We start from the raw sequence: 25,616 nt of genomic DNA on the forward strand, positions 1-25,616 counted from the left end.
GTGACGGTGCGCCAGGCCCGCCGCCGCCCGGCCGAGCTGCACGGCGCGCGGGGGCTCGCGGAGCGGATCCGGCCGGTGCTGGCCCTGCTGGCCGACCCGGCGGTCGGGGCCCCGGCCGAGGGCCCGGGGCGGGACCGGGTACGGGAACTGCTCGCCGCGGCCGGGTCGGTGCTGGACGCCGCCGCGTCCGCGATCCGGCACGGTGAAGCGGTACGGCTGCCCGCGCCGGCCCTGGCGGTGCTCAAGGCCCCCGACACCGCCGACCTGCTCCAGGGCGCCGCGCTGCGCGCCGCGCGCCGGCTCGCCGCCCTGCTGGACGACGTACTCGACACCGCCGAGCCGGGCTCCGGGCGCACCGCCGACCCCGGGGAGTCGATGCTGAGGCCCACCCTGCCGGCGCTGGCGCCGATGGTGCTGGCCGCCGTACGCGCCGAACTGCGCCCCGGGTCGCCGATCCTGCGGCACGCCGTGCGGGTCACCGCCGTGGCCTGCGCCGGCTACGGCATCGGCCACGCGCTGCCGCTGGGCCACGCCTACTGGGCCCCGATGACCTCCGTCATGGTCATGCGGCCCGATTTCACGCAGACCTACACCCGCGCCGTCGCCCGCTTCGGCGGCACCCTGGTCGGGGTCGCCCTCGCGACGGCCGTGGTCCAGCTCGCGCACCCGGGGATGTACGTGTCCGGGCTGCTCGCCGTCGTCAGCGCGGGCCTGATGTACACCTTCATGCGCACCGGGTACGCCGTCTCGATGGTCTTCGTCTCCGCCTACGTGGTCTTCCTGCTCGGCATGGGCGGCCTGCGCTGGGACCAGACCGTGCCGGACCGCGTCACCCTCACGCTCGTCGGCGGAGTCCTCGCGATGGTCTCCTACGCCGTCTACCCGGCCTGGGAGACCCCGCGGCTGCGGACCCGGCTGGCGGACTGGGTCGCGGCCAACGGGCGGTACGCGGCAGCCGTGCTCGGGCAGTACGCCGACCCGGCCGGAGCCCGGCGGGAGGACGTGCGCGCCGCCCTGCTGGCGGTGCGTGACGCCCGGGTCGCCTGGCAGGAGGCGGTGGACCGGGCCGCGGGGGAGCCGGTGCGCCACCGCGGGATCTCCCGGGCGGCCGCCGAGGACGCGGGCCGGGCCCTGGCCGCGATGGGCCGCCACGCGATGCTGCTGGAGGCGCACTTCCCGGACCGGTCCCGGCCTCCGGTCCCGGGCGCGACCGAGCTGGCCCGGGCGCTGAGCGAAGCGACGGAGGCGGGCGCGAAGGCGGTGCGGGAGCGCCGCGTGCCCGACTGGGAGGGGGTCCGCACGGCCCTGGCCGACGGGGACACCGCCGACCCGGGCGTGTTGCGCGGGGCGGCGCGGCAGCTGCTGGACTCCCTGGAGGAGGTCTCCGACGCCCTGCGCACCCCACCCCGCCCCGAGTCCGGGGAAGGTCGTCACCCTTAGTGGTGCTGTGCCCTCCGTTCGTGCACGTGCATCTGCCCATGCAGGCGTTCATGAACACAGCTATGATCCGGTGCAGTTGACATCTGCACTATCGGGGGCTTCCTGTGGACCACGCGTACAACGGGATGGCAGCTGCAGAGCTTGACGGGGTGACCTGGCAGAAGAGCAGACACAGCAACTCGCAAGGTTCCTGTGTGGAGTTCGCGAAACTGCCCGGAGGCGACGTTGCCATGCGCAACTCGCGGTTTCCGGACGGACCGGCACTCGTGTACACGCCGGCCGAGATAGAAGCGCTGCTGCTGGGTGTCAAGGACGGCGAGTTCGACCATCTGATCAGCTGAAGACCAGCCGAAGATCAGCCATGCACGTGCAGCGGCCGGGATTGATCGCCATGATCAATCCCGGCCGCTTGTCGTCTGTGCCGGCGATGCGGTGATTCAGTCCTGGAGCGTGAACAGCGCCCAGACCACCTTGCCGGTCAGCCGCCCCGCGAGCGGATGCCAGCCCCAGCTGTCGCTGTAGGAGTCGACGAGGAAGAGCCCGCGCCCCGACTCCAGGTCGCAGTTGTGCTCCGTCGCCTCCGGCGCGAAGTTCCCGCCGGGCCGGTCCTCGCTGGGGTCCCGCACCGCGCACACCAGCCGGGTGCTCCACCGCATCAGGTGCAGGCGCACCGGCGGCTCGCTCTCGCCCGCGGCCGGCCGGGAGTCGTCCGGGAGGGCATGGCGCAGCGCGTTGGTGACGAGTTCGGAGACGACCAGTGCCACGTCGTCGAACCGGTCGTCGAGGCCCCACTGGGAAAGGGTGGAACGCGTGAAGGTGCGTGCACCGCGCACCGCTTCGAGGCGGGCGGGCAGGGCGCAGGACGCGGACCCGGAGACAGCCGTGGGGTCGACCGGGGGAAGCCCCTGCCGTAACGGCTCGAGCATGGTCGATCCATTCGTCCCCATGCGAGGCACTCCCGGGATTCGAAAGAACTGCGGGGCACGCAGGTGCGCGGGACCATGGTTCCGAATGCCGGAGCCGGATGCAAGGGCAGATGCACGTGCACGCGCCGGACCTGTCCGGTCCCGTGATGGTTCTTGCTCATTTCTTCCTACGCATCCTTGCGGACTTCTTTTACGGGGAGGCCAAATCCGTTACAGAACGAGTACGGACAGATGCGTTTTGGTGGCAGACTGCGGGCTTTGAGGGGCACGGGGGCCCCTGCGACGCAGCCATCACGCGTATCCGTACGCATCCATCCACGGCATGGGGAGGGGTAGGACTCGTGACCGCAGAAGCCAGTGGTTCTGTGGTGCGCCGCATCCTCCTGGGCTCCCAGCTCAGGCGACTCCGAGAATCCCGCGGCATCACCCGTGAGGCGGCCGGTTACTCGATCCGCGCATCCGAATCGAAGATCAGCCGCTTGGAGTTGGGAAGGGTGAGCTTCAAGTCCAGAGACGTAGAGGACCTCCTCACGCTCTACGGAGTCACGGACGGCGCCGAGCGGGAGTCCCTCCTGGGGCTGGTCCGCGAAGCCAACGTGGCCGGCTGGTGGCACAGCTACGGCGATGTCCTGCCGGGCTGGTTCCAGACGTACGTGGGCCTGGAAGGCGCCGCCTCCCTCATCCGCATCTACGAAGTCCAGTTCGTGCACGGCCTGTTGCAGACCGAGGCCTACGCCCAGGCCGTGGTCAGCCGCGGCATGCCCGGAGCCGGCCGCGCCGAGATCGACCGCCGGGTCGCACTGCGCCTGGAGCGCCAGAAGGTACTGGTCTCCGAGAACGCCCCCGTCTTCCACGCCGTCCTCGACGAGGCCGCGCTGCGCCGCCCGTACGGCGACCGGGACGTGATGCGCGGTCAGCTGGAGCACCTCATCGAGATCTCGCAGCGGCCGAACGTGCACCTGCAGGTCATGCCCTTCTCCTTCGGCGGTCACGCCGGTGAGAGCGGTGCCTTCACCCTGCTGCGCTTCCCCGAGTCCGACCTCCAGGACGTCGTCTATCTGGAACAGCTCACCAGCGCCCTCTACCTCGACAAAGACGAGGAAGTGGCGCAGTACGAGCGGGCGATGCTGCGCCTCCAGAGCGACTGCCCGGACCCCGACAAGACCCGCGATCTCCTGCGTGGTCTGCTCCAACTGTCTTGATTCACACGTACTATGACGCCTGATCAGAGCATGACGATGCCCCGGATGACGCAGATGGCACCTGGGGTCCCGGTGCAGCGCAAGGAAGCGCGTTCGACGTAAGGGATGGCATGTCCATATTCGAGGACCTGGCTCACCAGTACATCGACGGCGAATGGCTGGCCGGAACCGGGTCGTGGGACATCATCGACGTCAACCCGTACAACGGGGAGAAGCTCGCGGCCATCACCGTGGCCACCGTCGAGCAGGTCGACCAGGCCTACCGGGCCGCCGAGCGGGCCCAGAAGGACTGGGCGGCCACCAGCCCCTACACCAGACGAGCCGTCCTGGAACGCGCCCTGCGGATCACCGAGGAGCGCGAGAAGGAGATCGTCGAGGCGATGATCGACGAACTCGGCGGGACCCGTCCCAAGGCCGAGTACGAGGTCCACCTCGCCAAGGAGTTCATCCGCGAGGCCATGCAGCTGGCCGTCCGTCCCGAGGGCCGCATCCTGCCCTCGCCGGTCGAGGGCAAGGAGAACCGGGTCCAGCGCCTGCCCGTCGGGGTCATCGCGGTGATCAGCCCCTTCAACTTCCCGTTCCTGGTCACCCTGAAGTCGGTCGCCCCGGCCCTGGCCCTCGGCAACGCCGTCGTCATCAAGCCCAACCAGAACGCGCCCGTGGTCGGCGGCGGGGTCATCGCCAAGATCTTCGAGGAGGCCGGCCTCCCGGCCGGCCTGCTCAACGTCCTGGTCACCGACATCGCCGAGATAGGCGACGCGCTCCTGACCCACCCGGTCCCCAAGGTCATCTCCTTCGCCGGCTCCGACCGGGTCGGCCGGCACGTCGGCGCCGTCGCCGCCCGCCACTTCAAGCGGACCGTCCTGGAACTGAGCGGCAACAGCGCCCTGGTCGTCCTCGACGACGCCGACCTCGACTACGCGGTGGACGCGGCCGTCTTCAGCCGCTTCGTCTACCAGGGCCAGGTCTGCATGGCCGCCAACCGGATCCTGGTCGACGCCTCCGTCGCCGAGGAGTTCACCGAGAGGTTCACCGCCCGCGTGCGGGCCCTGAACACCGGCGACCCGCACGACGCCGACACCCACATCGGCCCGCTGATCAACTCCTTCCAGGCCGACGCCCTCACCGCGCTCGTCGACCGCGCCGTCGAAGCCGGCGCGCAGGCGCTCGTACGGGGCTCCACGCGCGGCAACCTGGTCGAGCCGACGGTGCTCGCCGGGCTCCCCGAGGACTCCCCGCTGCTCGGCCAGGAGATCTTCGGCCCCGTCGCCCTGCTCGTCGTCTTCGACGGCGAGGACGAGGCGGTCCGCCTCACCAACGCGACCCCGTACGGACTCAGCGGCGCCGTCCACACCCGGGACGTGGAGCGCGGGGTGCGCTTCGCGCGGCGCATCGAGACCGGCATGATCCACGTCAACGACTCCACCATCGGCGACGAGCCGCTCGCCGCGTTCGGCGGGGAGAAGGCCTCCGGCATGGGCCGCCTCAACGGCGAGGCCACCGTCGAGGCCTTCACCACCCAGAAGTGGATCTCGGTCCAGCACGGCCGGACGCGGTTCCCTTTCTAGTCCCCGAGGGGATCTAGACTCGGGCGGGTCAGGCGAGGACCAGTCCGGGGGAGAGCCGAGTTGAGCAACATACCGGAGACCGGGCGCACACCCCGGGTCCAGAACCGGCTCGTCATGATCCAGATCGTGGTGTTCTCGCTGCTGCTGACCCTCGGCGGACGTCTGTGGTACCTGCAGATACGCAACGGCCAGGAGTACACGGACGAGGCCAAGAACAACCACACCCAGCAGGTGGTCCAGCCCGCCGTGCGCGGCTCGATCCTCGACGCCCGCGGGATCCCGCTCGCCGACAACGAGACCCGCATGGTGGTCTCCGCCAGCCGCACCGAGCTCTCCAAGATGAAGGACCGCGGCAAGGGCGTCCTCACCGAGCTCGCCGGGGTGCTGGGCCTCGACCCCGAGGACGTGGTCGACGGCGTGCGGCTGTGCGACGCCAAGACCCCCAAGCCCTGCTGGAACGGCTCCCCGTACCAGCCGATCCCCATCACCGACGAGGCGACGACCGACCAGGTCCTGGAGATACGGGAGCACGCCGAGCAGTTCCCCGGCATCACCGCCGAGCCCACCGCCCTGCGCCGCTACGCCGGCCCCGACGGCGCCAACACCTCCCAGGTGCTCGGCTACCTCTCCCCGGTGACCGACGAGGAGATCACCAAGGCGAAGGGCTCCGACTCCCCGTACCTGCGCTCCGACCAGGTGGGCCGCAGCGGCCTGGAGCGCACCTACGACAAGGAGCTCCGCGGCAAGGCGGGCATCACCCGCTACGAGGTGGACAACCTCGGCCGCATCCTCGGCGAGGGCACGAGCGACAAGCCGCAGCCGGGCGCGAACATCGTGACCTCGATCGACTCGCGCGTGCAGGCCGTGGCCGAGCGCGAGCTGAACAACGCGATGATCGAGGCCCGCAAGGGCATCGACAAGAACAACACGGGCCGCCACTACGAGGCCGACTCGGGCGCCGTCGTGGTCATGGAGGCCAAGACCGGGCGGGTCGTCGCGATGGCGTCCAACCCGACCTACGACCCGAACGCCTGGGTCGGCGGGATCTCCGCGAAGGACTACGCCTCCCTCACCGACAAGGAATCGAACTACCCCCTGCTGAACCGCGCCATCCAGGGCCAGGCGGCCCCCGGCTCGATCTTCAAGGTGGTCTCCTCGACGGCCGCGGTCAATGCCGGCTACCCCTTCAACAAGCTCTACGGCTGCCCGAGCTCGTACTCGGTCGGCAGCCAGGTCTTCACCAACTTCGAGTCCCAGGGGTACGGCGACATCACCATCGGCAAGGCCCTGGAAGTCTCCTGCGACACCGTCTACTACGCCATCGCCGACAAGGAGTGGAAGAAGGACGGCGGCATCAAGCCCAAGGCCAAGCCCAGCGACTGGTTCTTCCGGACCGCCCATGAGTTCGGCCTCGGCAAGCGCACCGGCATCGACCTGCCCAGCGAGGTCCCGGGCCGCGTCCCCGACCGCCAGTGGAAGAAGGACTTCTTCGAGGCGAACAAGGCCGCCTGGTGCCGCGACGGCAAGAAGAACGGCTCGTACGCCGAGAAGATCGCCTACGAGAACTGCCGCCAGGGCAACCAGCTCCGCGAGGGTGACGCGATCAACTACTCCATCGGCCAGGGCGACACCCTCGTCACCCCGATCCAGATGGCCTCCGTGTACGCCGCCATCGCCAACGGCGGCACGCTGCACCAGCCCAGCATCGGCAAGGCCGTGGTCAGCGCCGACGGCAACTCCGTCAAGGAGATCGCGCCGAAGGAGCAGGGCAGGCTCCCCATGAACGCCAAGCTCCTGCGCGACATCGACGGGGCGCTCGCCGACGTGGCCACCACCGGCAGCGCGGCCTGGCGGTTCGGCGGCTGGCCGCAGAAGCAGATCCCGATGCACGCGAAGACCGGTACGGCCGAGGTCCAGGGCAAGCAGACCACCTCGTGGTTCGCCTCCTACACCGAGGACTACGCGATCGTCATGACGATCTCCCAGGGCGGCACCGGCTCCGGAGCCTCGGGACCGGCCGTCCGCAAGATCTACGAGGCGATGTACGGCCTGGACGAGAAGGGCGCCCAGGACCTCAAGAAGGCCCTGCTGCCCAAGCCGCAGACCGGACTCCCGCCCGTTCGGCAGGAAAATCAGTGAATCCCGTGATTGCGGACAGGAACTGACCGCAAGGCTTCATAGTCTGGTTCTTGTCAGCAGGAGCCCCACCACGAAGGCGGTAGGTCAGCATGGTCACTCACGTCCCGGCGGAGTCGTACGGCGACGAGCGCGGCGCGCTCCTGAACTTCGTGGAGGCCCAGCGCGGGGCCCTGCGCCGCTCGGTGTTCGGCCTGAGCCCCGAGCAGGCCCGGAGCCGGCCCAGCGCGAGCGAGCTGTCCCTGGGCGGGCTGCTCAAGCACGTCGCCGAGTGCGAGCTGAACTGGCTGCGCCTGGCGCAGCAGCGGGTCAACGAGAGGGCGCGCACCCAGGAGACCTGGGGCGACAGCTTCAAGCTCCTCGACGGGGAGTCCGTCGAGGAGATCCTCGCCTTCTGGGACGGGGTCTCGGCGGAACTGGCGGAGTTCATCGCGTCCGTCCCGAGCATGGACGACACCTTCCCGCTGCCCGACGCGCCGTGGTTCCCCAAGGACGGCAAGGTCTCGATGCGCTGGCTGCTCCTGCACCTGGTCGAGGAGGACGCCCGGCACGCCGGCCACGCGGACGTCATCCGTGAGTCCCTCGACGGCAAGACCGCCTTCGAGCTGGTGGCCCTCGCCTCCGGCCAGACCTGGCAGGCGGGCTGAGCCGACCGGGCCGGCTGAGCCGGCCCGGCGGGCCGTGACGGCCGGCCGGGAGCCCGGCGGGGCTCGATAGCCTGGCCCCATGTCAGCGATCCGCCTCCTCGTCCTCGGCGCCGTCCGCCAGCACGGGCGGGCCCACGGCTACCAGGTCCGGGCCGATCTGGAGTTCTGGGGCGCCCACGAGTGGTCGAACACCAAACCCGGGTCGATCTACCACGCGCTCAAGCAGATGGCGAAGCAGGGCGTCCTGCTGGCCCACGAGGTGGCCCCGTCCGCAGCGGGCGGCCCGCCGCGGACCGAGTACGAGCTGACGGAGGCGGGCCGCGCTGAGTACTTCAAGCTGCTCCGCGAGGCGCTGTCCTCCTACGACCAGAGGGCCGACGTCCTCGCCTCGGCCCTCGGCTTCATGGTCGACCTGCCCCGCGCGGAGGCCCTGTCCCTGCTCCGCGAGCGCCTGGGCCGGCTGGCCGCCTGGCGCTCCGCCGTCACGGACCACTACGTCCCCGAGGAGGGCCCCGAGCCGCTGGGCCACATCGGCGAGATCATGCACCGCTGGATCCACTCGGCGGACGCCGAGGCGGACTGGACCGGGGGCCTGATCGCCCGGATCGAGTCGGGCGCGTACTCCTTCGCCGACGACCCGGGCGACGCCTTCGAAGGGGTCCTCGCCCCGTCCTCCTGACCCCCGCCGGCATGCCGCTGTCCGGGGTTGCACCTCACGCGGCGTGAGGGACCAGGCTGGGACGCGTACCCGAGAAGAGGAGCGGAAAGCGATGGGCTACTCCGTGGGCCAGGTCGCCGGATTCGCCGGAGTCACGGTGCGCACGCTGCACCACTACGACGAGATCGGGCTGCTCTCCCCGAGCGGCCGCAGCCATGCGGGACACCGGCGGTACGACGACGCCGACCTCGACCGGCTGCAGCGGGTCCTGTTCTACCGGGAGCTCGGCTTTCCGCTCGACGAGGTCGCGGTCCTGCTGGACGACCCGGAATCGGACCCGGGGGAGCACCTGCGCCGGCAGCACGCCCTCCTGACCGACCGGATCGCCCGGCTCCAGCAGATGGCCGCGGCCGTCGAGCACGCCATGGAGGCGAAGAAGATGGGCATCAACCTCACTCCCGAGGAGAAGTTCGAGGTCTTCGGGGATTTCGATCCCGAGGAGCACGCCGAGGAGGCCGAGCGCCGCTGGGGCGACACGTACCGGGAGTCCGCCCGCCGGACCGCCTCGTACACCAAGGAGGACTGGCTGCGGATCCAGGCCGTGGCCGAGGACGTCAACCGGCGGTTCGCCGCCCTGCTGGACTCCGGGACGTCCGCGGAGTCCGAGGAGGCCATGGACCTGGCCGAGGAGCACCGCGGCTGGATCAACGCCGGCTACTACTTCTGCACGTACGAGATCCACGCGGGCCTCGGCGAGATGTACGTGGCGGACGAGCGGTTCACGGCGTACTACGAGGCGGTCCGGCCCGGCCTGGCGGTGTTCGTGCGGGACGCCATCCTGGCCAACGCGGTCCGCAAGGCGTAACCACCGCACGTCGTAGCCGCCGATCCCTGGAACCAGGCGGGGGCGGTGTGCGTTCATAATTGGACGGACACCCCCACCTGATCCAGGAGAGCCCGGAACCCGTGAATACGCTTGCGCTCGGCCCCGAGTGGATCTCCCCGGAGTATCTGATCGGGCAATTCGGCCTGGTCGGCACCCTGGTCATCGTGTTCGCCGAGTCGGGGCTCTTCGCCTTCCTGCCCGGCGACTCCCTGCTCTTCACGATGGGCCTGTTCGTCGCGAGCGGCACCGTCAGCCAGCCGCTGTGGCTGGTGTGCACCCTGATCGTGATCGCCGCGATCCTCGGCGACCAGGTCGGATACATGATCGGCAAGGTCTTCGGCCCGAAGATCTTCAACAAGCCGAACTCCAAGCTCTTCAAGCGCGAGAACCTCGACGCGGCGCACGACTTCATGGAGAAGCACGGCCCCAAGGCCATCGTGCTCGCGCGCTTCGTGCCGATCATCCGCACCTTCGCGCCGATGGTCGCGGGCGCCAGCGCGATGAAGTACCGCACGTTCCTGACCTTCAACATCATCGGCGGCGTCCTGTGGGGCGCGGGCGTCACGATCCTGGGCTACCAGCTCGGCCAGTTCGAGATCATCAAGAACAACGTCGAGCCGATCTTCATCGGGATCGTCCTGATCTCCGTGATCCCGGTGATCTTCGAGGTGCTGAAGTCCCGCAAGCAGAAGAAGGCGGCGGCCGGCGGCACCGGGCCCGGCGAGGACCCGCAGGCCCCCGGCCAGCGCAGCGGCCGCCACGCGAAGCGCTAGGGGCTCCTCCACGCCCCGTACGGTGCCCCGCCGACCAGGATCCCCGGTCGGCGGGGCATCGGCGTTCTAGAAGCCGCGGGTGCGCTTCGCCGCGCTGCGCTTGGCCGCACTGGCCGCGCCGGGGATGCGCATGAACAGACGGGACGTCTCGGAGCCGAGGTTGACGCCGATCGCGATGGCCAGCGCGATGGCCGCGGCGTTCGTCAGCGAGCCCAGGCCCTCGTTCAGCCGGTTCTCGGCGATCAGCAGGAGCCCGTAGTACGTGGCCGAGCCGGGCAGCAGCGGGCCGATGGCGGCCGTGACGAAGGGGAGGGCCGAGGAGAACCGGTGCCGGGCGAGGAGCTGTCCGAAGAGGCCCACCAGTCCGGCGGCGATCGCGGTGGACGGCACCGGCGGCATCTTGGCGGCGTAGTGCAGGGCCCCGTAGATCACCCAGGCGATCCCGCCGTTCAGCGTCACGAACCACACGGTGGAACGTTCCTGCTGGAGCAGGATCGCGAACGTGAACACCAGGACCATCGAGGCGGCGATCTGGAGCAGCGGCCGCTGCTCGATCTGGAGGACGTCCTCCGGCTGCGGGTTGGAGCCGAACTGGACACCGATGTAGAGCACCACCAGGACGCCCATGATGATGCCGATGAAGAGGTACATGACCTCCAGCAGCCGGGCGGAAGCGGTGATGTAGTAGCCGGTCAGACCGTCCTGCACGGCCGCGACCAGGGCCCGTCCCGGCAGCAGCGCGAAGAGCCCGCCGGTGATCACGGCCGAGGAGCGCACGTCGAACTCGGTGAGCTTCAGCGCCACGCCCATCGCGGCCGGGGGCATCGCCGCGACCACGAACTGGTAGAACTCCGGCAGCCCCCGCCCGGAGCACAGCCAGGCCAGCCGGTCACCGAGCACCGCCCCGAGTGCGGCTGCGAAGAAGACCAGCACCCCACCGCCGACCAGCGTGGAGGCCGCGCCGGCGAGCAGGCCGGCGGCGCCGGTGAGCACCCAGCCGGGGTACGGGTGCCGGTTGCGGCGGATCTCGGCGAGCCGGCGGTAGGCGTCCTCCAGCGAGATCTCGACCTCGTGCGCGGTGATGTCGTTGACGAGGCTGAACACGGCCGAGAGCCGGGTGTAGTCCGTGCCCCGGCGGCGGACGGTGCGGTTCGCCGACACGGGGTCGTCCACCAGGGAGGGCTGGTGGGTGATCGACAGCAGGGTGAAGGTGACGGTGGGCTCGCAGCGGTCCAGGCCGTAGCTGCGGGCCACGGCGAACATCGCGGCCTCCACGTCCTCGGCGCCCTCGCCGCCCGAGAGCAACAGCTCGCCGATGCGCAGCGTCAGGTCCAGCACGCGCCCCACCGTGGGCCCGGTCTCCACGGCCAGCCGCTGCGAGGGCTCCGGCACCGGCCGGACGTCGACCGGCATGCGCAGCACCGTGCGCATGCGGTCCTGCCAGGGCGACTCCTTCAACCGGGTGACGGGGAAGCCCGTCGGGCCGGTGTAGGCCGGCGGGGAGTGGGCGGCGCTGTAGGTGTGCGGCGTGGCGAACGCGGACGCTGTGCCCTCGGGGTCCAGGGGCACCGAGGCGAGCCCGCCGGGGAGGGCGAACTCCGAGGTCGGCTGATCCTCCTCGGCCGCCTCCGGGTCCACACCGACCCCGTCCGGCACGGAGAACGCACTGTGCGCCTCGTCCGACTTCGGCTTCCGGTCCTCGGTCCCGGATCCTTCGCCTTCCGCCACGCGTCCTCCAGTCCCCGACCCAGCCCGTATCAGTATGCGGAACACCTTGATCCGCGGCGAAAGCGGCATCGGCCGATCCCACCCGGACACGACGACGGGCGGCACCCCCGAAGGGGTACCGCCCGCGGTGTCACAGGGGTCGCGGGGGCCTCGGGCCCGCCGCGTCACCGAGCGGAGCTCAGTGGTGGCCGCCCTGGGCCTCGAGGCGCTTGAAGGAGGCCTCGATCTCGGCCTCGGCCTCGGTGCGGCCGACCCAGTTCGCGCCCTCGACCGACTTGCCCGGCTCCAGGTCCTTGTAGACCTCGAAGAAGTGCTGGATCTCCAGGCGGTCGAACTCGGACACGTGGTGGATGTCGCGCAGGTGCTCCACACGCGGGTCGGACGCCGGCACGCACAGCAGCTTGGCGTCGCCGCCCGCCTCGTCCGTCATGTTGAACATGCCGATCGCGCGGCACTTGATCAGGCAGCCCGGGAAGGTCGGCTCGTCAAGGATGACCAGCGCGTCCAGCGGGTCGCCGTCCTCGCCGAGGGTGTTCTCGACGAAGCCGTAGTCGGCCGGGTAGCTGGTCGAGGTGAAGAGGCGACGGTCCAGACGGATCCGGCCGGTCTCGTGGTCCACCTCGTACTTGTTCCGCGAACCCTTGGGGATCTCGATGGTGACGTCGAACTCCACGTCCTGCTCCTCCATGATCAGCTTCAGCAGCTTGATTGCTTCGGGACTGCGCCGGCTCACCTGCGTGCGTGGCCGACCCGGCCCTGCCGGGTGGGGTGCCATGCTCGCGGCAAGACGCAATGGTTAAGTGTCCCTCACGCATATGTGTGATCGCGAAAGGGGCTGGTCCGAGGTGCCATTGGTCAGGACCTGGCAGCTCATCGCGGTGTCGGCCGTCGCCGGCCTCGCCCTGTCGGCCGCGACGGTGGCCGCCGCGGGTCCCTGGGACTCCGGCCAGCGTAAGGCCGAGCGGGACAAGGCCGCCTCCTGGGGCCGTACGGGTGGCACAGATCACGGTACGGACCCTGCCGCGGCCCTCCCGCGGGCCGCCCCCAGCGCCCCCGGCGTCCTCACCGGCGTACGCCCCGCCGCAGCCGGCTCCGGCGACCAGGCCGGAGCCGTGGACCCGGCCGCCCTCGCCGCCGCCCTGCGGCCGCTGCTCGCCGACCGGGCCCTCGGCACCGTCCGCGGCGCCTCCGTGGTCGACACCGCCACCGGGAAGGTCCTCTACGAGGCCGGGGCCCGGACAGCCATGACCCCCGCCTCCACCGTTAAGATCGCCACCGCGGCGGCCTCGCTCGCGGCCCTCGGCCCCGACCACCGGATCCGCACCACCGTGACCCCCGGCACCGGACCCGGCCGGATCGTCCTGGTCGGCGGCGGCGACCCCTCGCTCACCGCCAAGAAGAAGGCCCCCGCCGGCTCCGGCGGCAGCCTCGTCGCCCTCGCCGCGGACACCGCACAGGCCCTCAAGGCCGCCGGCACCGGCTCCGTGGCCCTCGGCTACGACGACTCGCTCTACACCGGCCCCGCCCTCCACCCGATCGGCGCCAACCCCAACCTCGCGCCCGTCACGGCCCTGACCGCCGACGAAGGCCGCCCCGACGAATCCTTCTCCGGCCCCGTCAAGCGCAGCGAGGACCCCTCCCGCGACACCGCACGGGCCTTCGCCGCCCTGCTCGAGGAACGCGGGGTCGAGGTCACCGGCGAGCCCGCCAGGGCCAAGGCCGCCACCGGGGCCGTCCCGCTCGCCACCACCTTCTCGCCGCCGCTCGCCGGGCTCGTCGAGCGGATGCTGACCCACAGCGACAACGACATCGCCGAAGCCCTGGCCCGCCAGACCGCCCTCGCCTCCGGAGCACCCGCCGGCTTCGACGGCGCGGCCCAGGCCGTCGGCGCCAGACTCGCCGCCCTCGGCGTCGACACCGCCGGCTCCCGCTTCGCCGACGGCAGCGGCCTCAACCGCGCCGACAAGCTCAGCGCAGGCCTGCTCACCGCCCTCCTCGCCAAGGCCGCCGATCCGCAGCACCCCGAGCTGCGGCCCGTCCTCACCGGACTGCCCGTCGCCGGATTCACCGGAACCCTGCGCACCCGCAACGCCGGCGGCTCACCCGCCGCCGGCCTGCTGCGGGCCAAGACGGGCACCCTGAGCGGCGTGAACTCCCTCGCCGGCACCGTCGTCGACCCCACCGGCCGACTGCTCGCCTTCGCGTTCCTGACCGCGAACACCCCGGACCCGGGCAACGCCGAGAAGGGCCTCGACAAACTCGCCGCGGCCGTGGCCACCGCCTCCTAGGGATCCCGCCCGCGCGCAGGTCCACGTACGGTTGACGCATGACGAGCTTCGGTGGTGCGGAGATGGTCGACTGGAACCTCGCGGTGGCGACCGCGACCAGGCTCGTGCGGCCCGGCCCGGAGGTGAGCCGGGACGAGGCACGGGCCGTCGTCGCCGAGCTGCGCAGGCACGCCAAGACCTCGGAACGGCACGTACGCGAGTTCACGCGGATGATGCCCGAAGGCACGACCCCGGCCGACACCCCCGTCCTCGTCGTGGACCGGGCCGGCTGGGTCAAGGCCAACGTGGCGGGCTTCCGCGAGCTCCTGTCCCCCCTCCTCGGCAAGATGCAGGACCGCCGCGCCGGCACCCCCGGCGGCGCCGTGCTCGGCGCGGTCGGCGGCAAGGTCACCGGCGTCGAGCTGGGCATGCTGCTCAGCTTCCTGGCCTCCCGGGTGCTCGGCCAGTACGAGACCTTCGCGCCCGCGGGCCTGGACCTCCCGGGCCCGGCCACCGGCGGCCGGCTGCTGCTCGTCGCGCCGAACATCGTCCACGTCGAGCGGGAGCTGGAGGTCGACCCGCACGACTTCCGGCTCTGGGTCTGCCTGCACGAGGAGACGCACCGTACCCAGTTCACGGCCGTCCCGTGGCTCCGCGAACACCTGGAGGGCGAAATCCAGACGTTCCTCGGCGCCACCGAAGTGGACCCGATGACCGTTCTGGAGCGGCTCCGCGACGCCGCCCAGTCCTTCGCCGGCGCCCGCCCCGACGCCGAGAGCGGAGAAGAAGGCCGCTCCCTCGTCGAGCTCGTCCAGACCCCCGAGCAGCGCGAGGTACTGGCCCGGCTCACCGCCGTCATGTCCCTGCTGGAGGGCCACGCCGACTTCGTCATGGACGGGGTCGGCCCCGAGGTCGTCCCCTCCGTCGCCGAGATCCGCGAGAAGTTCCAGCAGCGCAGGGCCAGCGGCGCCGGCCGCCTCGACGCCGCCCTGCGCAAGCTCCTCGGCCTCGACGCGAAGCTGCGCCAGTACCGCGACGGGGAACGCTTCGTGCGCGCCGTCGTCGCCAAGGTCGGCATGGACGGCTTCAACCGGGTCTGGACCTCCCCGAACACACTGCCGACCAAGGCCGAGATCGCCAGCCCCGCGGACTGGGTGGCCCGGGTCCACCGCAAGGGGAGCGAGCCGAGCGAGGCGAGCGAAGAGGTGTGACCACAGAGGCGTGAAGATGTCCCTCTGGGGGAAGCAGCGTCACCCGTCCGAGGGACCGTGGGGCGTGGAAGGGCGTGCGATGCTCGGAGAACGGCTCGGTTCTGTCACCATCGTCGCACTCTGAGTGACAACCCCCCACTCGCGGGGGGAGCCGGGCAACACCCCAGCACACCACCTCCCCGAACGCCTCCCCAGCGCCTCCGAGGCATCCGAACTCCACCGAAGGGCACCGGACATGGGTCCCCATCCTGCGGTCGCGGCGATACGCCTGGCGGTCCGCCGCGTACTCCACGACGTCCTCACCGACCTCACCGACCGTCCCGCCACGACCCCCGCGCCCCGGGTCGGCCGCCCGAGCCGCACCGTCGGCGCCTCGGCCGGTGCCGCCCCCCACGACCCCCTCCCCGACACCGCCCCGCTCGTCCTCGTCGCCTGCTCCGGCGGCGCGGACTCCATGGCGCTCGCCTCCGCCCTCGCCTTCGAGGCCCCCAAACTCGGAATCCGGGCCGGCGGCATCACCGTCGACCACGGCCTCCAGGACGGCTCCGCCCTGCGCGCCGCCGAGGTCGTCTCCCGCATGACCGCGCTGGGCCTGGACCCCGCCCTGTCCGTCGCCGTGCGCGTCGGCCGCGAGGGCGGCCCCGAAGCCGCCGCCCGCGACGCCCGCTACGCGGCCCTGGACGAGGCCGCCGACCGGCTGGGCGCCGTAGCCGTGCTGCTCGGCCACACCCGGGACGACCAAGCCGAAACCGTCCTGCTGGGCCTCGCCCGCGGCTCCGGCATCCGCTCGCTCTCCGGCATGCCCGAGGTTTCGGGAGGCCCGGGGGGCACCGGGGGCCCCGGCGCCCGGGGCCGCGGCCACCGCTACCGCCGGCCCTTCCTCCAGGTCGACCGGCAGACCGCCCGCAAGGCCTGCATGGTCCAGTCCCTGTCGGTCTGGGACGACCCGCACAACCTCGACCCCGCCTACACCCGCTCCCGGCTACGCCACGAGGGACTGCCCGCCCTGGAGAAGGCGCTCGGCAAGGGGGTCGTGGAGGCGCTCGCCCGCACCGCCCAGCTCTCCCGCGACGACGCCGACGCCCTGGACGCCTGGGCCGCCGAGGCCGAGAGCGGCGTACGCGACGAAGACGGCCGCCTGGAGTGCGCCAAGCTGTACGCGCTGCCCCCCGCCGTCCGCCGCCGCGTGCTGCGCCGGGCCGTCGTCGCCGCCGGTTCCCCCGCAGGCTCCCTCTTCGCCCGCCACATCGAGGAAGTCGACCGGCTCATCACCGGATGGCGCGGTCAGGGAGCCATCAACCTGCCCGGCCGGGTCGAGGCCCAGCGGCAGGGTGGCAGACTGGTCATCCGGCAGGGCTGATTGGTGCTGAGACACGGCTGAGACCTCCGGGGTCACCCCTGGAGCCCCAGCCGACAACGAAAGTGATGCGGGTGGACGAGAAGGACATGGGCAACGACCTCCAGTCGGTGCTCATCACCAAGGAAGAGATCGACGCGAAGCTGGCAGAGCTGGCCGCGAAGATCGACGCGGAGTACGCGGGCAAGGACCTGCTCATCGTCGGCGTCCTCAAGGGCGCGGTGATGGTGATGGCGGACCTGGCGCGCGCCTTGTCCACCCCGCTCACCATGGACTGGATGGCGGTGTCCTCCTACGGCGCCGGGACCCAGTCCTCGGGCGTGGTGCGGATCCTCAAGGACCTGGACACCGACATCAAGGACAAGCACGTCCTGATCGTCGAGGACATCATCGACTCGGGCCTGACCCTGTCCTGGCTGCTGTCGAACCTCGGCTCCCGCCAGCCGGCCTCCCTGGAGGTCGTCACGCTGCTGCGCAAGCCCGACGCCGCCAAGGTCGCGATCGACGTGAAGTGGGTCGGCTTCGACATCCCGAACGAGTTCGTCGTCGGCTACGGCCTCGACTACGCGGAGAAGTACCGCAACCTGCCGTTCGTCGGCACCCTCGCTCCCCACGTCTACGGCGGCTGATCCAGCGCCCGACAGGGGAACCCTGGAGCGTTTCCCGCCGTTGGAGCATGGAAAGGCGGGTCTGTCAGCCGTCCCATGAGGCCGCGGGTGACAATGCAGGGGTACATTCCGAAGAACAGTCTTTACTCACAGCAGCATTTACCTACGGGCAGGAGGGACGGGGTGCCTAGCGCCCCGTATGGATGGACGTGAAGCGATACTTCCGTGGGCCGGTTATGTGGATCGTGCTGGCCGTCCTCGCCGTGGTCGTGTTGATGAACGTCGTCGGCTCCGGCGGCGGCTACAAGTCGGTGGAGACCAGCGAGGTCATCAAGGCGATCAACAGTGGCCAGGTGGACAGCGCCAAGCTCACCACCGGTGACAGCCAGATGATCAAGATCGAGCTGAAGAAGGACCAGAAGCTCGGCGACAACGACGGCACCAAGTTCCAGGCCAACTACATCGGGGACCAGGGCGTACAGCTCGCCCAGAACCTCCAGACCAAGTACGAAGCCGGTCAGATCCCTGACGGATACTCCGTCACGCCGGACAAGACCAGCCCGTTCCTGAGCGTGCTGCTCTCGCTGCTGCCGTTCGTCCTCATCGTCGTCGTCTTCCTGTTCCTGATGAACCAGATGCAGGGCGGTGGTTCCCGGGTCATGCAGTTCGGGAAGTCCAAGGCCAAGCTCATCACCAAGGACACCCCGAAGACGACGTTCGCCGATGTCGCGGGCTCGGACGAGGCCGTCGAGGAACTCCACGAGATCAAGGAGTTCCTCCAGGAGCCGGCGAAGTTCCAGGCCGTCGGCGCCAAGATCCCCAAGGGCGTGCTGCTGTACGGGCCGCCCGGCACCGGTAAGACCCTGCTCGCGCGTGCCGTCGCGGGCGAGGCCGGTGTCCCCTTCTACTCGATCTCCGGATCCGACTTCGTCGAGATGTTCGTCGGTGTCGGTGCCTCGCGTGTCCGCGACCTGTTCGAGCAGGCCAAGGCCAACGCCCCGGCGATCGTCTTCGTCGACGAGATCGACGCAGTGGGCCGGCACCGCGGTGCGGGCCTGGGCGGCGGTCACGACGAGCGCGAGCAGACCCTCAACCAGCTGCTCGTCGAGATGGACGGCTTCGACGTGAAGGGCGGGGTCATCCTGATCGCCGCCACGAACCGTCCGGACATCCTCGACCCGGCCCTCCTGCGCCCCGGCCGCTTCGACCGCCAGATCGCGGTCGACCGTCCGGACATGCAGGGCCGTCTGGAGATCCTCAAGGTCCACCAGAAGGGCAAGCCGGTCGCTCCGGACGTCGACCTGGGTGCGGTGGCCCGTCGTACGCCCGGCTTCACGGGTGCCGATCTCGCCAACGTCCTGAACGAGGCCGCGCTCCTCACGGCCCGCTCGGACCAGAAGCTGATCGACAACCACGCGCTGGACGAGGCGATCGACCGCGTCGTGGCGGGTCCGCAGAAGCGGACGCGGATCATGTCGGACCGGGAAAAGAAGATCACCGCGTACCACGAGGGCGGCCACGCCCTGGTCGCGGCGGCTTCCCCGAACTCCGACCCGGTCCACAAGATCACGATCCTGTCCCGCGGCCGGGCCCTGGGTTACACCATGGTCCTGCCCGACGAGGACAAGTACTCGACCACGCGCAACGAGATGCTCGACCAGCTCGCGTACATGCTGGGCGGGCGTGCGGCCGAGGAACTGGTCTTCCACGACCCGACCACGGGCGCCGCGAACGACATCGAGAAGGCCACGGCAACGGCCCGCGCGATGGTCACCCAGTACGGCATGACCGAGCGTCTCGGCGCGATCAAGTTCGGCGGGGACAACACCGAGCCGTTCCTGGGCCGCGAGATGTCGCACCCGCGGGACTACTCGGAAGAGGTCGCCGCGCTGGTCGACGAAGAGGTCAAGAAGCTGATCGAGACCGCGCACAACGAGGCCTGGGAAATCCTGGTCGAGAACCGCGACGTGCTCGACAACCTCGTCCTCGCCCTCCTCGAGAAGGAGACGCTGAACAAGGAGCAGATCGCCGAGGTCTTCTCGACGATCGTGAAGCGCCCGGCCCGCCCGGCGTGGACCGGCTCCTCGCACCGCACGCCGTCCACCCGTCCGCCGGTGCTCTCTCCCAAGGAGCTCCAGCTGACGAACGCGGCGAACGGCACGTCGGCGGCGTCTTCGACCGCCGTGTCGGTGGAGAAGTCCCCGGAGCCCTCCCCGGAGGAGCGACCGGAGGCCTGATCCCTCCCGGAATGGATGCCGCGCCCCCCAGGTTCTAGCCTGGGGGGCGCGGCACTTTCATCTGGTCATACTTGTTTGGCCGCGACTGCACAGACAGGAACGAGGAAAACATGACCGACCCAGTGACCCTGACCGGTGGCGAGGGCACGATCGGCGAGTTCGACGAGAAGCGCGCCGAGGCGGCGGTCCGCGAGCTCCTGTTCGCGGTCGGCGAGGACCCGGACCGCGAGGGGCTCCTGGAGACCCCGGGCCGCGTGGCGCGGGCGTACAGGGAGATTCTGGCTGGTCTGTGGCAGAAGCCGGAGGACGTGCTGACGACGGTGTTCGACCTGGGGCACGATGAGCTGGTCCTGGTAAAGGACATTGAAATCGTATCTTTGTGCGAGCACCATCTGCTGCCGTTCCACGGCGTCGCTCACGTCGGCTACATTCCGGCGGAGAACGGCAAGATCACGGGCCTGTCGAAGCTGGCCCGCCTTGTGGACGTCTACGCCCGCCGCCCGCAGGTGCAGGAACGTCTCACGACGCAGATAGCCGACTCGCTGATGGAGATCCTCGACGCGCGCGGTGCCATCGTGGTGGTCGAGGCCGAGCACATGTGCATGTCGGTCCGCGGCATCCGCAAGCCGGGAGCCAAGACCACCACATCCGCGGTTCGCGGTCAGCTCCGTGCCACGGCCACCCGAGCCGAGGCGATGAGCCTCATCCTGGCGCGCTAGCCGGATTGTCAGTGCTGCCCGCTACGGTCCCCCTCCACGACTTCACGGAGGGGGACCGATGCTTCGGGGCCTGCCGAGCAGGCAGACGGTCGCACCTCGTGGTCGCGGACAGCTGGCCGAAGCGCGGCACGCTCCGGACGAGGCCTAGGCGGCGCTGGCGGTCGCCTTGCCGGGGTCCTCGTCGTCCGGGAGTTTGAGGACGTGTTCCAGGAAGAGGGCCGCCGCGACGACCGCCGCGCCCGCCAGGACCGAGAAGCCGGCGTACCAGGTCTGGTCGCGGCGGGCGGGGACGTCCATGGCGTTGGTGAGCAGGAAGACGCCGACGCCGCCGTAGGCGCCCGCGACCAGGGCCGCCACGAGGGCGCTGGCCTGGCCGAAGACGACCGCGCGGGCCGCCATCAGCGGCTCCACGCCCTTGGCGTCGGGCACGCGCTCGCGCTGGGCCTTCAGGCGGGACCGCAGCGACAGGGCTGTCGCGAGCAGGACCACCGCGATGGCGGCGAGCACGACGGGTGCGGCCAGCGGCACGCCCGGGAGGGTGCCGTAGGCGTTCCACAGCCGGGCTCCGGCCCAGGACAGCACCGCGGCGATCGCGAAAATGCCCGCCAGGACCGCCGGCCTCAGTTGCTTCACGTGTGCTTCTCCCGCCATCCCGCCGTTCCCGCAGCGCCCGCTCTCCGTGCGTGCGTACCCGGTGATCCTAAGTGGTCGCCGGACCCGCCCCGCGGGCGCGGCTCATTCGGGGAGGCGCAGTTCCAGGTCCGTGCGCTGGGTGAGTCCCTCGTGGCCGACTGCGGCCAGCAGCGAGGCGACGGGCCCGTGGCCCGGGATCTGCGCTTCGGGATCGATGTCGTTCCAGGGGGCCAGCACGAAGGCGCGCTGGTGGGCGCGCGGGTGCGGGAGGGTGAGGACGGGGTCGGCGGAGACCACGTCGGCGTAGGAGATGATGTCGACGTCGATGGTGCGGGGCCCCCAGCGCTCCTCGCGGACGCGGTCGAAGGCCTCTTCGATGGCGTGGCCGCGCTCCAGCAGCGAGCTGGGGGGCAGGGTGGTCTTCACCGAGATGACGGCGTTGAGGTACGAGGGCTGCGAGCCCGTCTCCACGCCCCACGGCTCCGTCTCGTAGACGGGGGAGACGGCCTTGACCCGCAGGCCCGGAGTGTCGCCGAGGGCGTCGATGGCGCCCTGGAGGGTCTCCAGACGGTTGCCCAGGTTCGCGCCCAGCGCGACGACGGCCCACTTGGGGTTGGACAGGGTGACGTCCGCCGCGTCGACGGCTTCCACCACGGAGGCGGGTACGGGCTGGACCGTGGGGTCGCTCTGGGCGTTCATTCCGTTGTTCACGCGCGGCTCCGGGTGATCGTGATGGTCACGTCGTCGAAGGGGACGGTGATCGGCGCGTCCGGTTTGTGGACGACGACCTCCACCTGGGCGACCGCCTCGTGCTTGAGGCACTGCTGGGCGATCCGCTCGGCGAGGGTTTCGATCAGGTCCACAGGCTCGCCCTGGACCACGTCGACGACTTCTTCCGCCACTACCCCGTAGTGCACGGTCTTAGCCAGGTCGTCGCCCGCCGCCGCGGGGCGGGTGTCGAGGTGGAGCACCAGGTCGACGATGAAGGTCTGGCCTTCCTCGCGCTCCCGGGGGAAGACGCCATGGTGCCCGCGAGCCTTGAGGCCGCGCAGCGCGACACGATCCACGCGAATCACTCCTGCTTTTCGTAGGTGTTTCCGGTCCGGGACTCCCCGGATCCATGGCCTGAGCCGAGTGCGGTCGGCGTCGTCCATCTTCGAATTTACCTGCGAAATACCTCGGACCCCGACAGCATCCCGACTGAGGGGCTAGGAGGGCTCCTCCTCGTCGTCCTCGTCGGAGTCCGCGAGGACGGGAGAACCGTGGTGCGACCAGAGCCGCCAGCCCTCCGGTGTGCGTCGGAACACATTCGTGGCGACGACGAGCTGGCCGACGAGCGGGCCCAGTTCACCGCTGTCCTGCGCGGGTCCGCCGCTGAGGATGTTCTCGGTGCAGGTCACCAGGGCGGTGTCGCCTATGACGGTGACCTTGGTGTCGGTGAGGAAGAACTGGATGTATTCGGTGTGCGACATGATCAGCGCGTAGGAGCGCAGCACTTCGCCGCGTCCCGACAGCACCGGCCAGCCCGGGTGCACGCAGGAGATCTCGTCCTCGAGCCAGAGCGCCGACAGCGCGTCGAAGTCCCCCCGCTCCATGGCCTCGTAGAAGGCCGTGTTGACCTCTTCGACGGATTCGATGTCGGTACGGCTCACCGTGCCCCTTCCTCGTTGCTGCGGGTGGTACGCAGTGCCCCTTCCACGGCGCGGGCCACCCGAACCGCGTCGGCGCTCGCCCGTACCTCGTGGACCCGCACGGCCCAGGCGCCCCGGGCGGCGGCGATGGCGGTGACGGCGGCGGTGGCGGCGTCGCGCTCGCGGGCGGGCGGTGGGGAGGCGTCGTCGGCGCCGGCCAGCACGCGGCCGAGGAAACGCTTCCGCGAGGCGGCCACCAGCAGCGGGAAGCCCAGGGCGCGCAGCTCGGCGAGGTGGGCGACCAGGGCCAGGTCGTGTTCGGCGTTCTTGGCGAAGCCCAGACCGGGGTCGACCAGGAGGCGTTCGGGGGCTATGCCGCCGCTGACGACGGCGTCGATGCGGGTGCGGAGTTCGGAGGTGACCTCGGCGAGGACGTCGTCGTAGACGGCGAGGCTGTTCATGCCGTCGCTGAAGCCGCGCCAGTGCATGACGACGAAGGGCACTTCGGCGGCGGCGATGGCCGGGATCATGCCGGGGTCGGCGAGGCCGCCGCTGACGTCGTTGACGAGGGTGGCGCCGGCGGCCACCGCCCGGGAGGCGACGGAGGCGCGCATGGTGTCGACGGAGACGACGACCCCTTCGGAGGCGAGGCCGCGGACGACGGGGACGACCCGGCGCAGTTCCTCCTCCTCGTCGACGCGGGAGGCGCCGGGGCGGGTGGACTCGCCGCCGACGTCCACGAGGTCGGCGCCCTGGGCGACGAGGTCGAGGCCGCGCTTGACGGCGGCGGTGGTGTCGAACCAGCGGCCGCCGTCGGAGAAGGAGTCCGGGGTGACGTTGACGACGCCCATGACCGCGCAGCGGTCCCAGTCGGGCAGGCCTGTCACCAGGCCCCTGGCGGCGGGTCCGCGGTTCGTGTTCATGGTTCCCAGGGTAGAGGCCGTGTCCTTGCCCCGGCCTGACGGCTGCGGGCGGGGGCCGCGCCGCGCGGGCTCTCCCCGCCCCGCCCCTCCACCGTTCCCCGGGGCTGCGCCCCCGGACCCCCGCGCCTCGGACGCCGGCGGGGCCGCAGCGGCTCAGGCGGCCTGGACCTCGCGCTCCGGCTGGGTGGGTACGGCCGCGGCGTGCACGCGGTGGTGGGCGCAGGTGCGGACGGGCTTGGGGCGCCGGCGGCCGGCGAACAGGCGGGGCAGGGCCAGTGTGACGAAGCCCTCGGCCTGCATCGCCGCGAAGCCGATGCGGGGCAGGTCCCGGGTGGTGCGGAAGACCACGAAGCGGGGCTCCCAGCGGGGGCGGAACTTCGCGTTGAACTTGTACAGCGACTCGATCTGGAACCAGCGCGAGAGGAACACCAGCAGGCTCCGCCACATCCGCAGGACCGGGCCGGCGCCGATCTTCTCGCCGCGGGCCAGGGCCGAGCGGAACATCGCGAAGTTCAGGGAGACCTTCTCGATGCCGAGCGCCGGGGAGGCCTCCAGGGAGGCGACGATCAGCAGCTCGTTCATGCCGGGGTCGGCGGCGCGGTCGCGGCGCATCAGCTCCAGCGACATGCCGTCCTTGCCCCACGGGACGAAGTGCAGGACGGCTTTGAGGTCGCCGAAGGGGGAGGTGTCGCCCTCTTCGACGCGGTGCGCGGTGGCGATGTAGCAGTCGCCGTCGCCGGGATCGCCGACGCGGCCGAGCGCCATGGAGAAGCCGCGTTCGGTGTCGGTGCCGCGCCAGGCGTCGGCGGCGCCGCGCACCTGCTCCAGCTCGGTCTCGGTCAGCTCGCTGACCCGGCGGACCCGGGTGGTGTAGCCGTTGCGCTCGATGCGCTTCACCATCTGGCGGACGTTGCGCATCGCCCGGCCCGAGAGGGAGAAGTCTTTGACGTCGACGATGGCCTCGTCCCCGAGCTCCAGCGCGTCGAGGCCGGTCTCGCGGGTCCAGACCTCGCCGCCGGTCTCGCTGCAGCCCATGACGGCGGGGGTCCAGGAGTGGGTCTTGGCCTCCTCCATGAACCGTTCGATGGCGCCGGGCCAGGCCTCGACGTCGCCGACCGGGTCGCCGGAGGCGAGCATCACGCCGGAGACGACGCGGTAGGTGACGGCGGCCTTGCCGCTGGGGGAGAAGACGACGGCCTTGTCGCGGCGGAGCGCGAAGTGGCCCAGCGAGTCGCGGCCGCCGTGGCGGGCGAGCAGCTCGCGGAGCTTGACCTCGTCGTCGGCCGTGAGCCGGGCGGCCGGGTGCTCGGGGCGGAAGGCCAGGTAGATGGTGGTGACGGCGGTCAGCATGCCGAGGGCGCCGAGCGAGTAGCCGACGGTCCAGGACACGCGGCCGGCGTAGTCGACGGGTCCCTCGAAGCCGAAGAGTCCGTAGACGACGTGGCTGATCTGCTCGTAAACACCCGGATTGCCTACAACGCGGCCGGGGTGCGAGTTGACGATGACCAGACCGAGGCCGATGGAGCCCGCGCTCATCAGCACGAAGTTGGCGAGCGCCTTCCAGCGGCTGCGCGGGTCGGGCAGGGCCTTGAATTCGCTCTGATGGCGCAGCAGGAGCGCCAGGAGCACGGCCGCGATGACCACGCCGATGAAGGAGTGGCGGTACGTGAACTGCGCGACGGCGCCCGCCGGGAGCAGCACCACCGCGGCCCGCCAGGCGCGGCGCTTGCGGCGCTTGAGCCCGTGGGCGAGCAGCAGGAGCAGGACGCCGGCGCTGATGGCCAGGGCGGCGGCGAAGGGGCCGACGGAGCCGGGCAGCACCTCGGTGACCGCGTGGATGCGGCTGTGCCGGAAGCGCGGGAAGACTCCCGCTGCGATGTCCAGCAGGCCGACGACCGTGACGGCGGTGCCCACGATCCCGGGGACGGACTCCGGACGTGGGCCTCGGAGGATTCGGCTGACAGGCTTCGGAACCTGTCCCGACTTATCGCCATCTATCCTGCTAGACATCGCTTCCCGTTGCTCCGCGAGAGATCATGTGGCCGAAGGCCGCTGGGGGCCTTCGT

23 protein-coding genes and 1 pseudogene are annotated in these 25,616 nt (G+C 70.8%); 15 read left to right on the plus strand and 9 right to left on the minus strand.

The window, feature by feature from the left end; all coding sequences use genetic code 11:
• Positions 1–1,440, plus strand: a 1,440-nt coding sequence (locus ABZY57_RS21110) for an FUSC family protein (protein WP_356514088.1), incomplete at its 5' end; no start/stop codon positions are given.
• Between the two features lie 104 nt (positions 1,441–1,544).
• Positions 1,545–1,781: a DUF397 domain-containing protein gene (locus ABZY57_RS21115; protein WP_112450436.1), complete on the plus strand. Its 237-nt coding sequence runs from the start codon at positions 1,545–1,547 to the stop codon at positions 1,779–1,781.
• A 96-nt stretch (positions 1,782–1,877) separates the two neighbouring features.
• Here the strand turns inward: ABZY57_RS21115 and ABZY57_RS21120 are convergent, their stop codons facing one another.
• Positions 1,878–2,387, minus strand: a complete 510-nt coding sequence (locus tag ABZY57_RS21120; RefSeq protein ID WP_356514090.1) for an ATP-binding protein — start codon at positions 2,385–2,387, stop codon at positions 1,878–1,880.
• A 344-nt stretch (positions 2,388–2,731) separates the two neighbouring features.
• On the opposite strand from ABZY57_RS21120, the gene ABZY57_RS21125 reads away from it, so the two are divergent.
• From ABZY57_RS21125 to ABZY57_RS21155, 7 genes and pseudogenes are all read left to right on the plus strand, one after another.
• Complete coding sequence (locus ABZY57_RS21125; protein WP_356514136.1) at positions 2,732–3,568, plus strand: helix-turn-helix transcriptional regulator; 837 nt, start codon at positions 2,732–2,734, stop codon at positions 3,566–3,568.
• A 110-nt stretch (positions 3,569–3,678) separates the two neighbouring features.
• A complete protein-coding gene (locus ABZY57_RS21130; protein ID WP_356514092.1) occupies positions 3,679–5,136 on the plus strand; it encodes an aldehyde dehydrogenase family protein in 1,458 nt (485 codons plus the stop codon).
• A gap of 60 nt (positions 5,137–5,196) precedes the next feature.
• Positions 5,197–7,257: pseudogene (gene mrdA / locus ABZY57_RS21135) on the plus strand (penicillin-binding protein 2); the annotation flags it as partial.
• Positions 7,258–7,364: 107 nt separating this feature from the next.
• Positions 7,365–7,919 (plus strand): DinB family protein, encoded by a 555-nt coding sequence (locus ABZY57_RS21140; RefSeq protein ID WP_356514094.1) that lies wholly within the window; start codon positions 7,365–7,367, stop codon positions 7,917–7,919.
• Positions 7,920–7,998: 79 nt separating this feature from the next.
• Positions 7,999–8,598 carry a helix-turn-helix transcriptional regulator gene (locus tag ABZY57_RS21145; protein WP_356514096.1) on the plus strand — a complete coding sequence of 200 codons (600 nt, stop codon included), beginning with the start codon at positions 7,999–8,001 and terminating at the stop codon, positions 8,596–8,598.
• Positions 8,599–8,689: 91 nt separating this feature from the next.
• Complete coding sequence (locus ABZY57_RS21150) at positions 8,690–9,442, plus strand: MerR family transcriptional regulator (protein WP_356514098.1); 753 nt, start codon at positions 8,690–8,692, stop codon at positions 9,440–9,442.
• A gap of 101 nt (positions 9,443–9,543) precedes the next feature.
• Positions 9,544–10,236 carry a VTT domain-containing protein gene (locus tag ABZY57_RS21155; RefSeq protein ID WP_356514100.1) on the plus strand — a complete coding sequence of 231 codons (693 nt, stop codon included), beginning with the start codon at positions 9,544–9,546 and terminating at the stop codon, positions 10,234–10,236.
• A gap of 66 nt (positions 10,237–10,302) precedes the next feature.
• Here the strand turns inward: ABZY57_RS21155 and ABZY57_RS21160 are convergent, their stop codons facing one another.
• Together ABZY57_RS21160 and ABZY57_RS21165 are read right to left on the minus strand one after the other, a co-directional pair.
• Entirely contained in the window at positions 10,303–12,033 is a 1,731-nt protein-coding gene (locus tag ABZY57_RS21160; RefSeq protein ID WP_356514102.1) for a threonine/serine exporter family protein, read from the minus strand.
• Between the two features lie 109 nt (positions 12,034–12,142).
• On the minus strand, positions 12,143–12,637 hold the full coding sequence (locus tag ABZY57_RS21165) for an inorganic diphosphatase (RefSeq protein ID WP_030756147.1): 495 nt from the start codon (positions 12,635–12,637) through the stop codon (positions 12,143–12,145).
• A gap of 142 nt (positions 12,638–12,779) precedes the next feature.
• On the opposite strand from ABZY57_RS21165, the gene dacB reads away from it, so the two are divergent.
• The 6 genes from dacB to folE all read left to right on the plus strand — a co-directional run bounded on the left by dacB (position 12,780) and on the right by folE (position 20,363).
• Positions 12,780–14,252, plus strand: coding sequence for a D-alanyl-D-alanine carboxypeptidase/D-alanyl-D-alanine-endopeptidase (dacB, locus tag ABZY57_RS21170; RefSeq protein WP_356514104.1), 1,473 nt, complete (start codon positions 12,780–12,782; stop codon positions 14,250–14,252).
• Positions 14,253–14,290: 38 nt separating this feature from the next.
• Positions 14,291–15,442: a zinc-dependent metalloprotease gene (locus ABZY57_RS21175; protein WP_356514106.1), complete on the plus strand. Its 1,152-nt coding sequence runs from the start codon at positions 14,291–14,293 to the stop codon at positions 15,440–15,442.
• A 235-nt stretch (positions 15,443–15,677) separates the two neighbouring features.
• Positions 15,678–16,802, plus strand: coding sequence for a tRNA lysidine(34) synthetase TilS (tilS, locus tag ABZY57_RS21180; RefSeq protein ID WP_356514108.1), 1,125 nt, complete (start codon positions 15,678–15,680; stop codon positions 16,800–16,802).
• 65 nt (positions 16,803–16,867) lie between these two features.
• Positions 16,868–17,428 carry a hypoxanthine phosphoribosyltransferase gene (gene hpt, locus ABZY57_RS21185; RefSeq protein ID WP_243339812.1) on the plus strand — a complete coding sequence of 187 codons (561 nt, stop codon included), beginning with the start codon at positions 16,868–16,870 and terminating at the stop codon, positions 17,426–17,428.
• A 182-nt stretch (positions 17,429–17,610) separates the two neighbouring features.
• Complete coding sequence (ftsH, locus tag ABZY57_RS21190) at positions 17,611–19,644, plus strand: ATP-dependent zinc metalloprotease FtsH (RefSeq protein WP_356514110.1); 2,034 nt, start codon at positions 17,611–17,613, stop codon at positions 19,642–19,644.
• Positions 19,645–19,754: 110 nt separating this feature from the next.
• Positions 19,755–20,363 carry a GTP cyclohydrolase I FolE gene (folE, locus tag ABZY57_RS21195; RefSeq protein ID WP_274548881.1) on the plus strand — a complete coding sequence of 203 codons (609 nt, stop codon included), beginning with the start codon at positions 19,755–19,757 and terminating at the stop codon, positions 20,361–20,363.
• A 144-nt stretch (positions 20,364–20,507) separates the two neighbouring features.
• Here the strand turns inward: folE and ABZY57_RS21200 are convergent, their stop codons facing one another.
• From ABZY57_RS21200 to ABZY57_RS21225, 6 genes are all read right to left on the minus strand, one after another.
• Positions 20,508–20,996, minus strand: coding sequence for a DUF3180 domain-containing protein (locus tag ABZY57_RS21200; RefSeq protein ID WP_356514112.1), 489 nt, complete (start codon positions 20,994–20,996; stop codon positions 20,508–20,510).
• A gap of 102 nt (positions 20,997–21,098) precedes the next feature.
• Positions 21,099–21,695 (minus strand): 2-amino-4-hydroxy-6-hydroxymethyldihydropteridine diphosphokinase, encoded by a 597-nt coding sequence (folK, locus tag ABZY57_RS21205; protein WP_356514138.1) that lies wholly within the window; start codon positions 21,693–21,695, stop codon positions 21,099–21,101.
• Between the two features lie 8 nt (positions 21,696–21,703).
• Positions 21,704–22,063 carry a dihydroneopterin aldolase gene (folB, locus tag ABZY57_RS21210; RefSeq protein ID WP_030010912.1) on the minus strand — a complete coding sequence of 120 codons (360 nt, stop codon included), beginning with the start codon at positions 22,061–22,063 and terminating at the stop codon, positions 21,704–21,706.
• Between the two features lie 141 nt (positions 22,064–22,204).
• Positions 22,205–22,648, minus strand: a complete 444-nt coding sequence (locus ABZY57_RS21215) for a nuclear transport factor 2 family protein (RefSeq protein ID WP_356514114.1) — start codon at positions 22,646–22,648, stop codon at positions 22,205–22,207.
• Positions 22,645–23,550 (minus strand): dihydropteroate synthase, encoded by a 906-nt coding sequence (folP, locus tag ABZY57_RS21220; RefSeq protein WP_356514116.1) that lies wholly within the window; start codon positions 23,548–23,550, stop codon positions 22,645–22,647. Before folP ends, ABZY57_RS21215 begins: the two co-directional genes overlap by 4 nt.
• A gap of 153 nt (positions 23,551–23,703) precedes the next feature.
• On the minus strand, positions 23,704–25,560 hold the full coding sequence (locus ABZY57_RS21225) for a phosphatidylglycerol lysyltransferase domain-containing protein (RefSeq protein ID WP_356514118.1): 1,857 nt from the start codon (positions 25,558–25,560) through the stop codon (positions 23,704–23,706).
• Positions 25,561–25,616: the final 56 nt, after the last annotated feature.

The organism is Streptomyces sp. NPDC006450, from assembly GCF_040612195.1.
Taxonomy (GTDB): domain Bacteria; phylum Actinomycetota; class Actinomycetes; order Streptomycetales; family Streptomycetaceae; genus Streptomyces.

Bases quoted from the DNA above. Each gene is read 5' to 3' on its own strand.
- ABZY57_RS21225 (WP_356514118.1), bottom strand. From the start codon at position 25,560: ATGTCTAGCAGGATAGATGGCGATAAGTCGGGACAGGTTCCGAAGCCT.
- ABZY57_RS21145 (WP_356514096.1), top strand. From the start codon at position 7,999: ATGTCAGCGATCCGCCTCCTCGTCCTCGGCGCCGTCCGCCAGCACGGG.
- ABZY57_RS21120 (WP_356514090.1), bottom strand. From the start codon at position 2,387: ATGGGGACGAATGGATCGACCATGCTCGAGCCGTTACGGCAGGGGCTT.
- ABZY57_RS21175 (WP_356514106.1), top strand. From the start codon at position 14,291: ATGACGAGCTTCGGTGGTGCGGAGATGGTCGACTGGAACCTCGCGGTG.
- ABZY57_RS21160 (WP_356514102.1), bottom strand. From the start codon at position 12,033: ATGCCGCTTTCGCCGCGGATCAAGGTGTTCCGCATACTGATACGGGCT.
- dacB (WP_356514104.1), top strand. From the start codon at position 12,780: ATGTGTGATCGCGAAAGGGGCTGGTCCGAGGTGCCATTGGTCAGGACC.
- folK (WP_356514138.1), bottom strand. From the start codon at position 21,695: ATGAACGCCCAGAGCGACCCCACGGTCCAGCCCGTACCCGCCTCCGTG.
- tilS (WP_356514108.1), top strand. From the start codon at position 15,678: ATGGGTCCCCATCCTGCGGTCGCGGCGATACGCCTGGCGGTCCGCCGC.
- ftsH (WP_356514110.1), top strand. From the start codon at position 17,611: ATGGACGTGAAGCGATACTTCCGTGGGCCGGTTATGTGGATCGTGCTG.
- hpt (WP_243339812.1), top strand. From the start codon at position 16,868: ATGCGGGTGGACGAGAAGGACATGGGCAACGACCTCCAGTCGGTGCTC.
- ABZY57_RS21150 (WP_356514098.1), top strand. From the start codon at position 8,690: ATGGGCTACTCCGTGGGCCAGGTCGCCGGATTCGCCGGAGTCACGGTG.
- folP (WP_356514116.1), bottom strand. From the start codon at position 23,550: ATGAACACGAACCGCGGACCCGCCGCCAGGGGCCTGGTGACAGGCCTG.
- folE (WP_274548881.1), top strand. From the start codon at position 19,755: ATGACCGACCCAGTGACCCTGACCGGTGGCGAGGGCACGATCGGCGAG.
- ABZY57_RS21140 (WP_356514094.1), top strand. From the start codon at position 7,365: ATGGTCACTCACGTCCCGGCGGAGTCGTACGGCGACGAGCGCGGCGCG.
- ABZY57_RS21130 (WP_356514092.1), top strand. From the start codon at position 3,679: ATGTCCATATTCGAGGACCTGGCTCACCAGTACATCGACGGCGAATGG.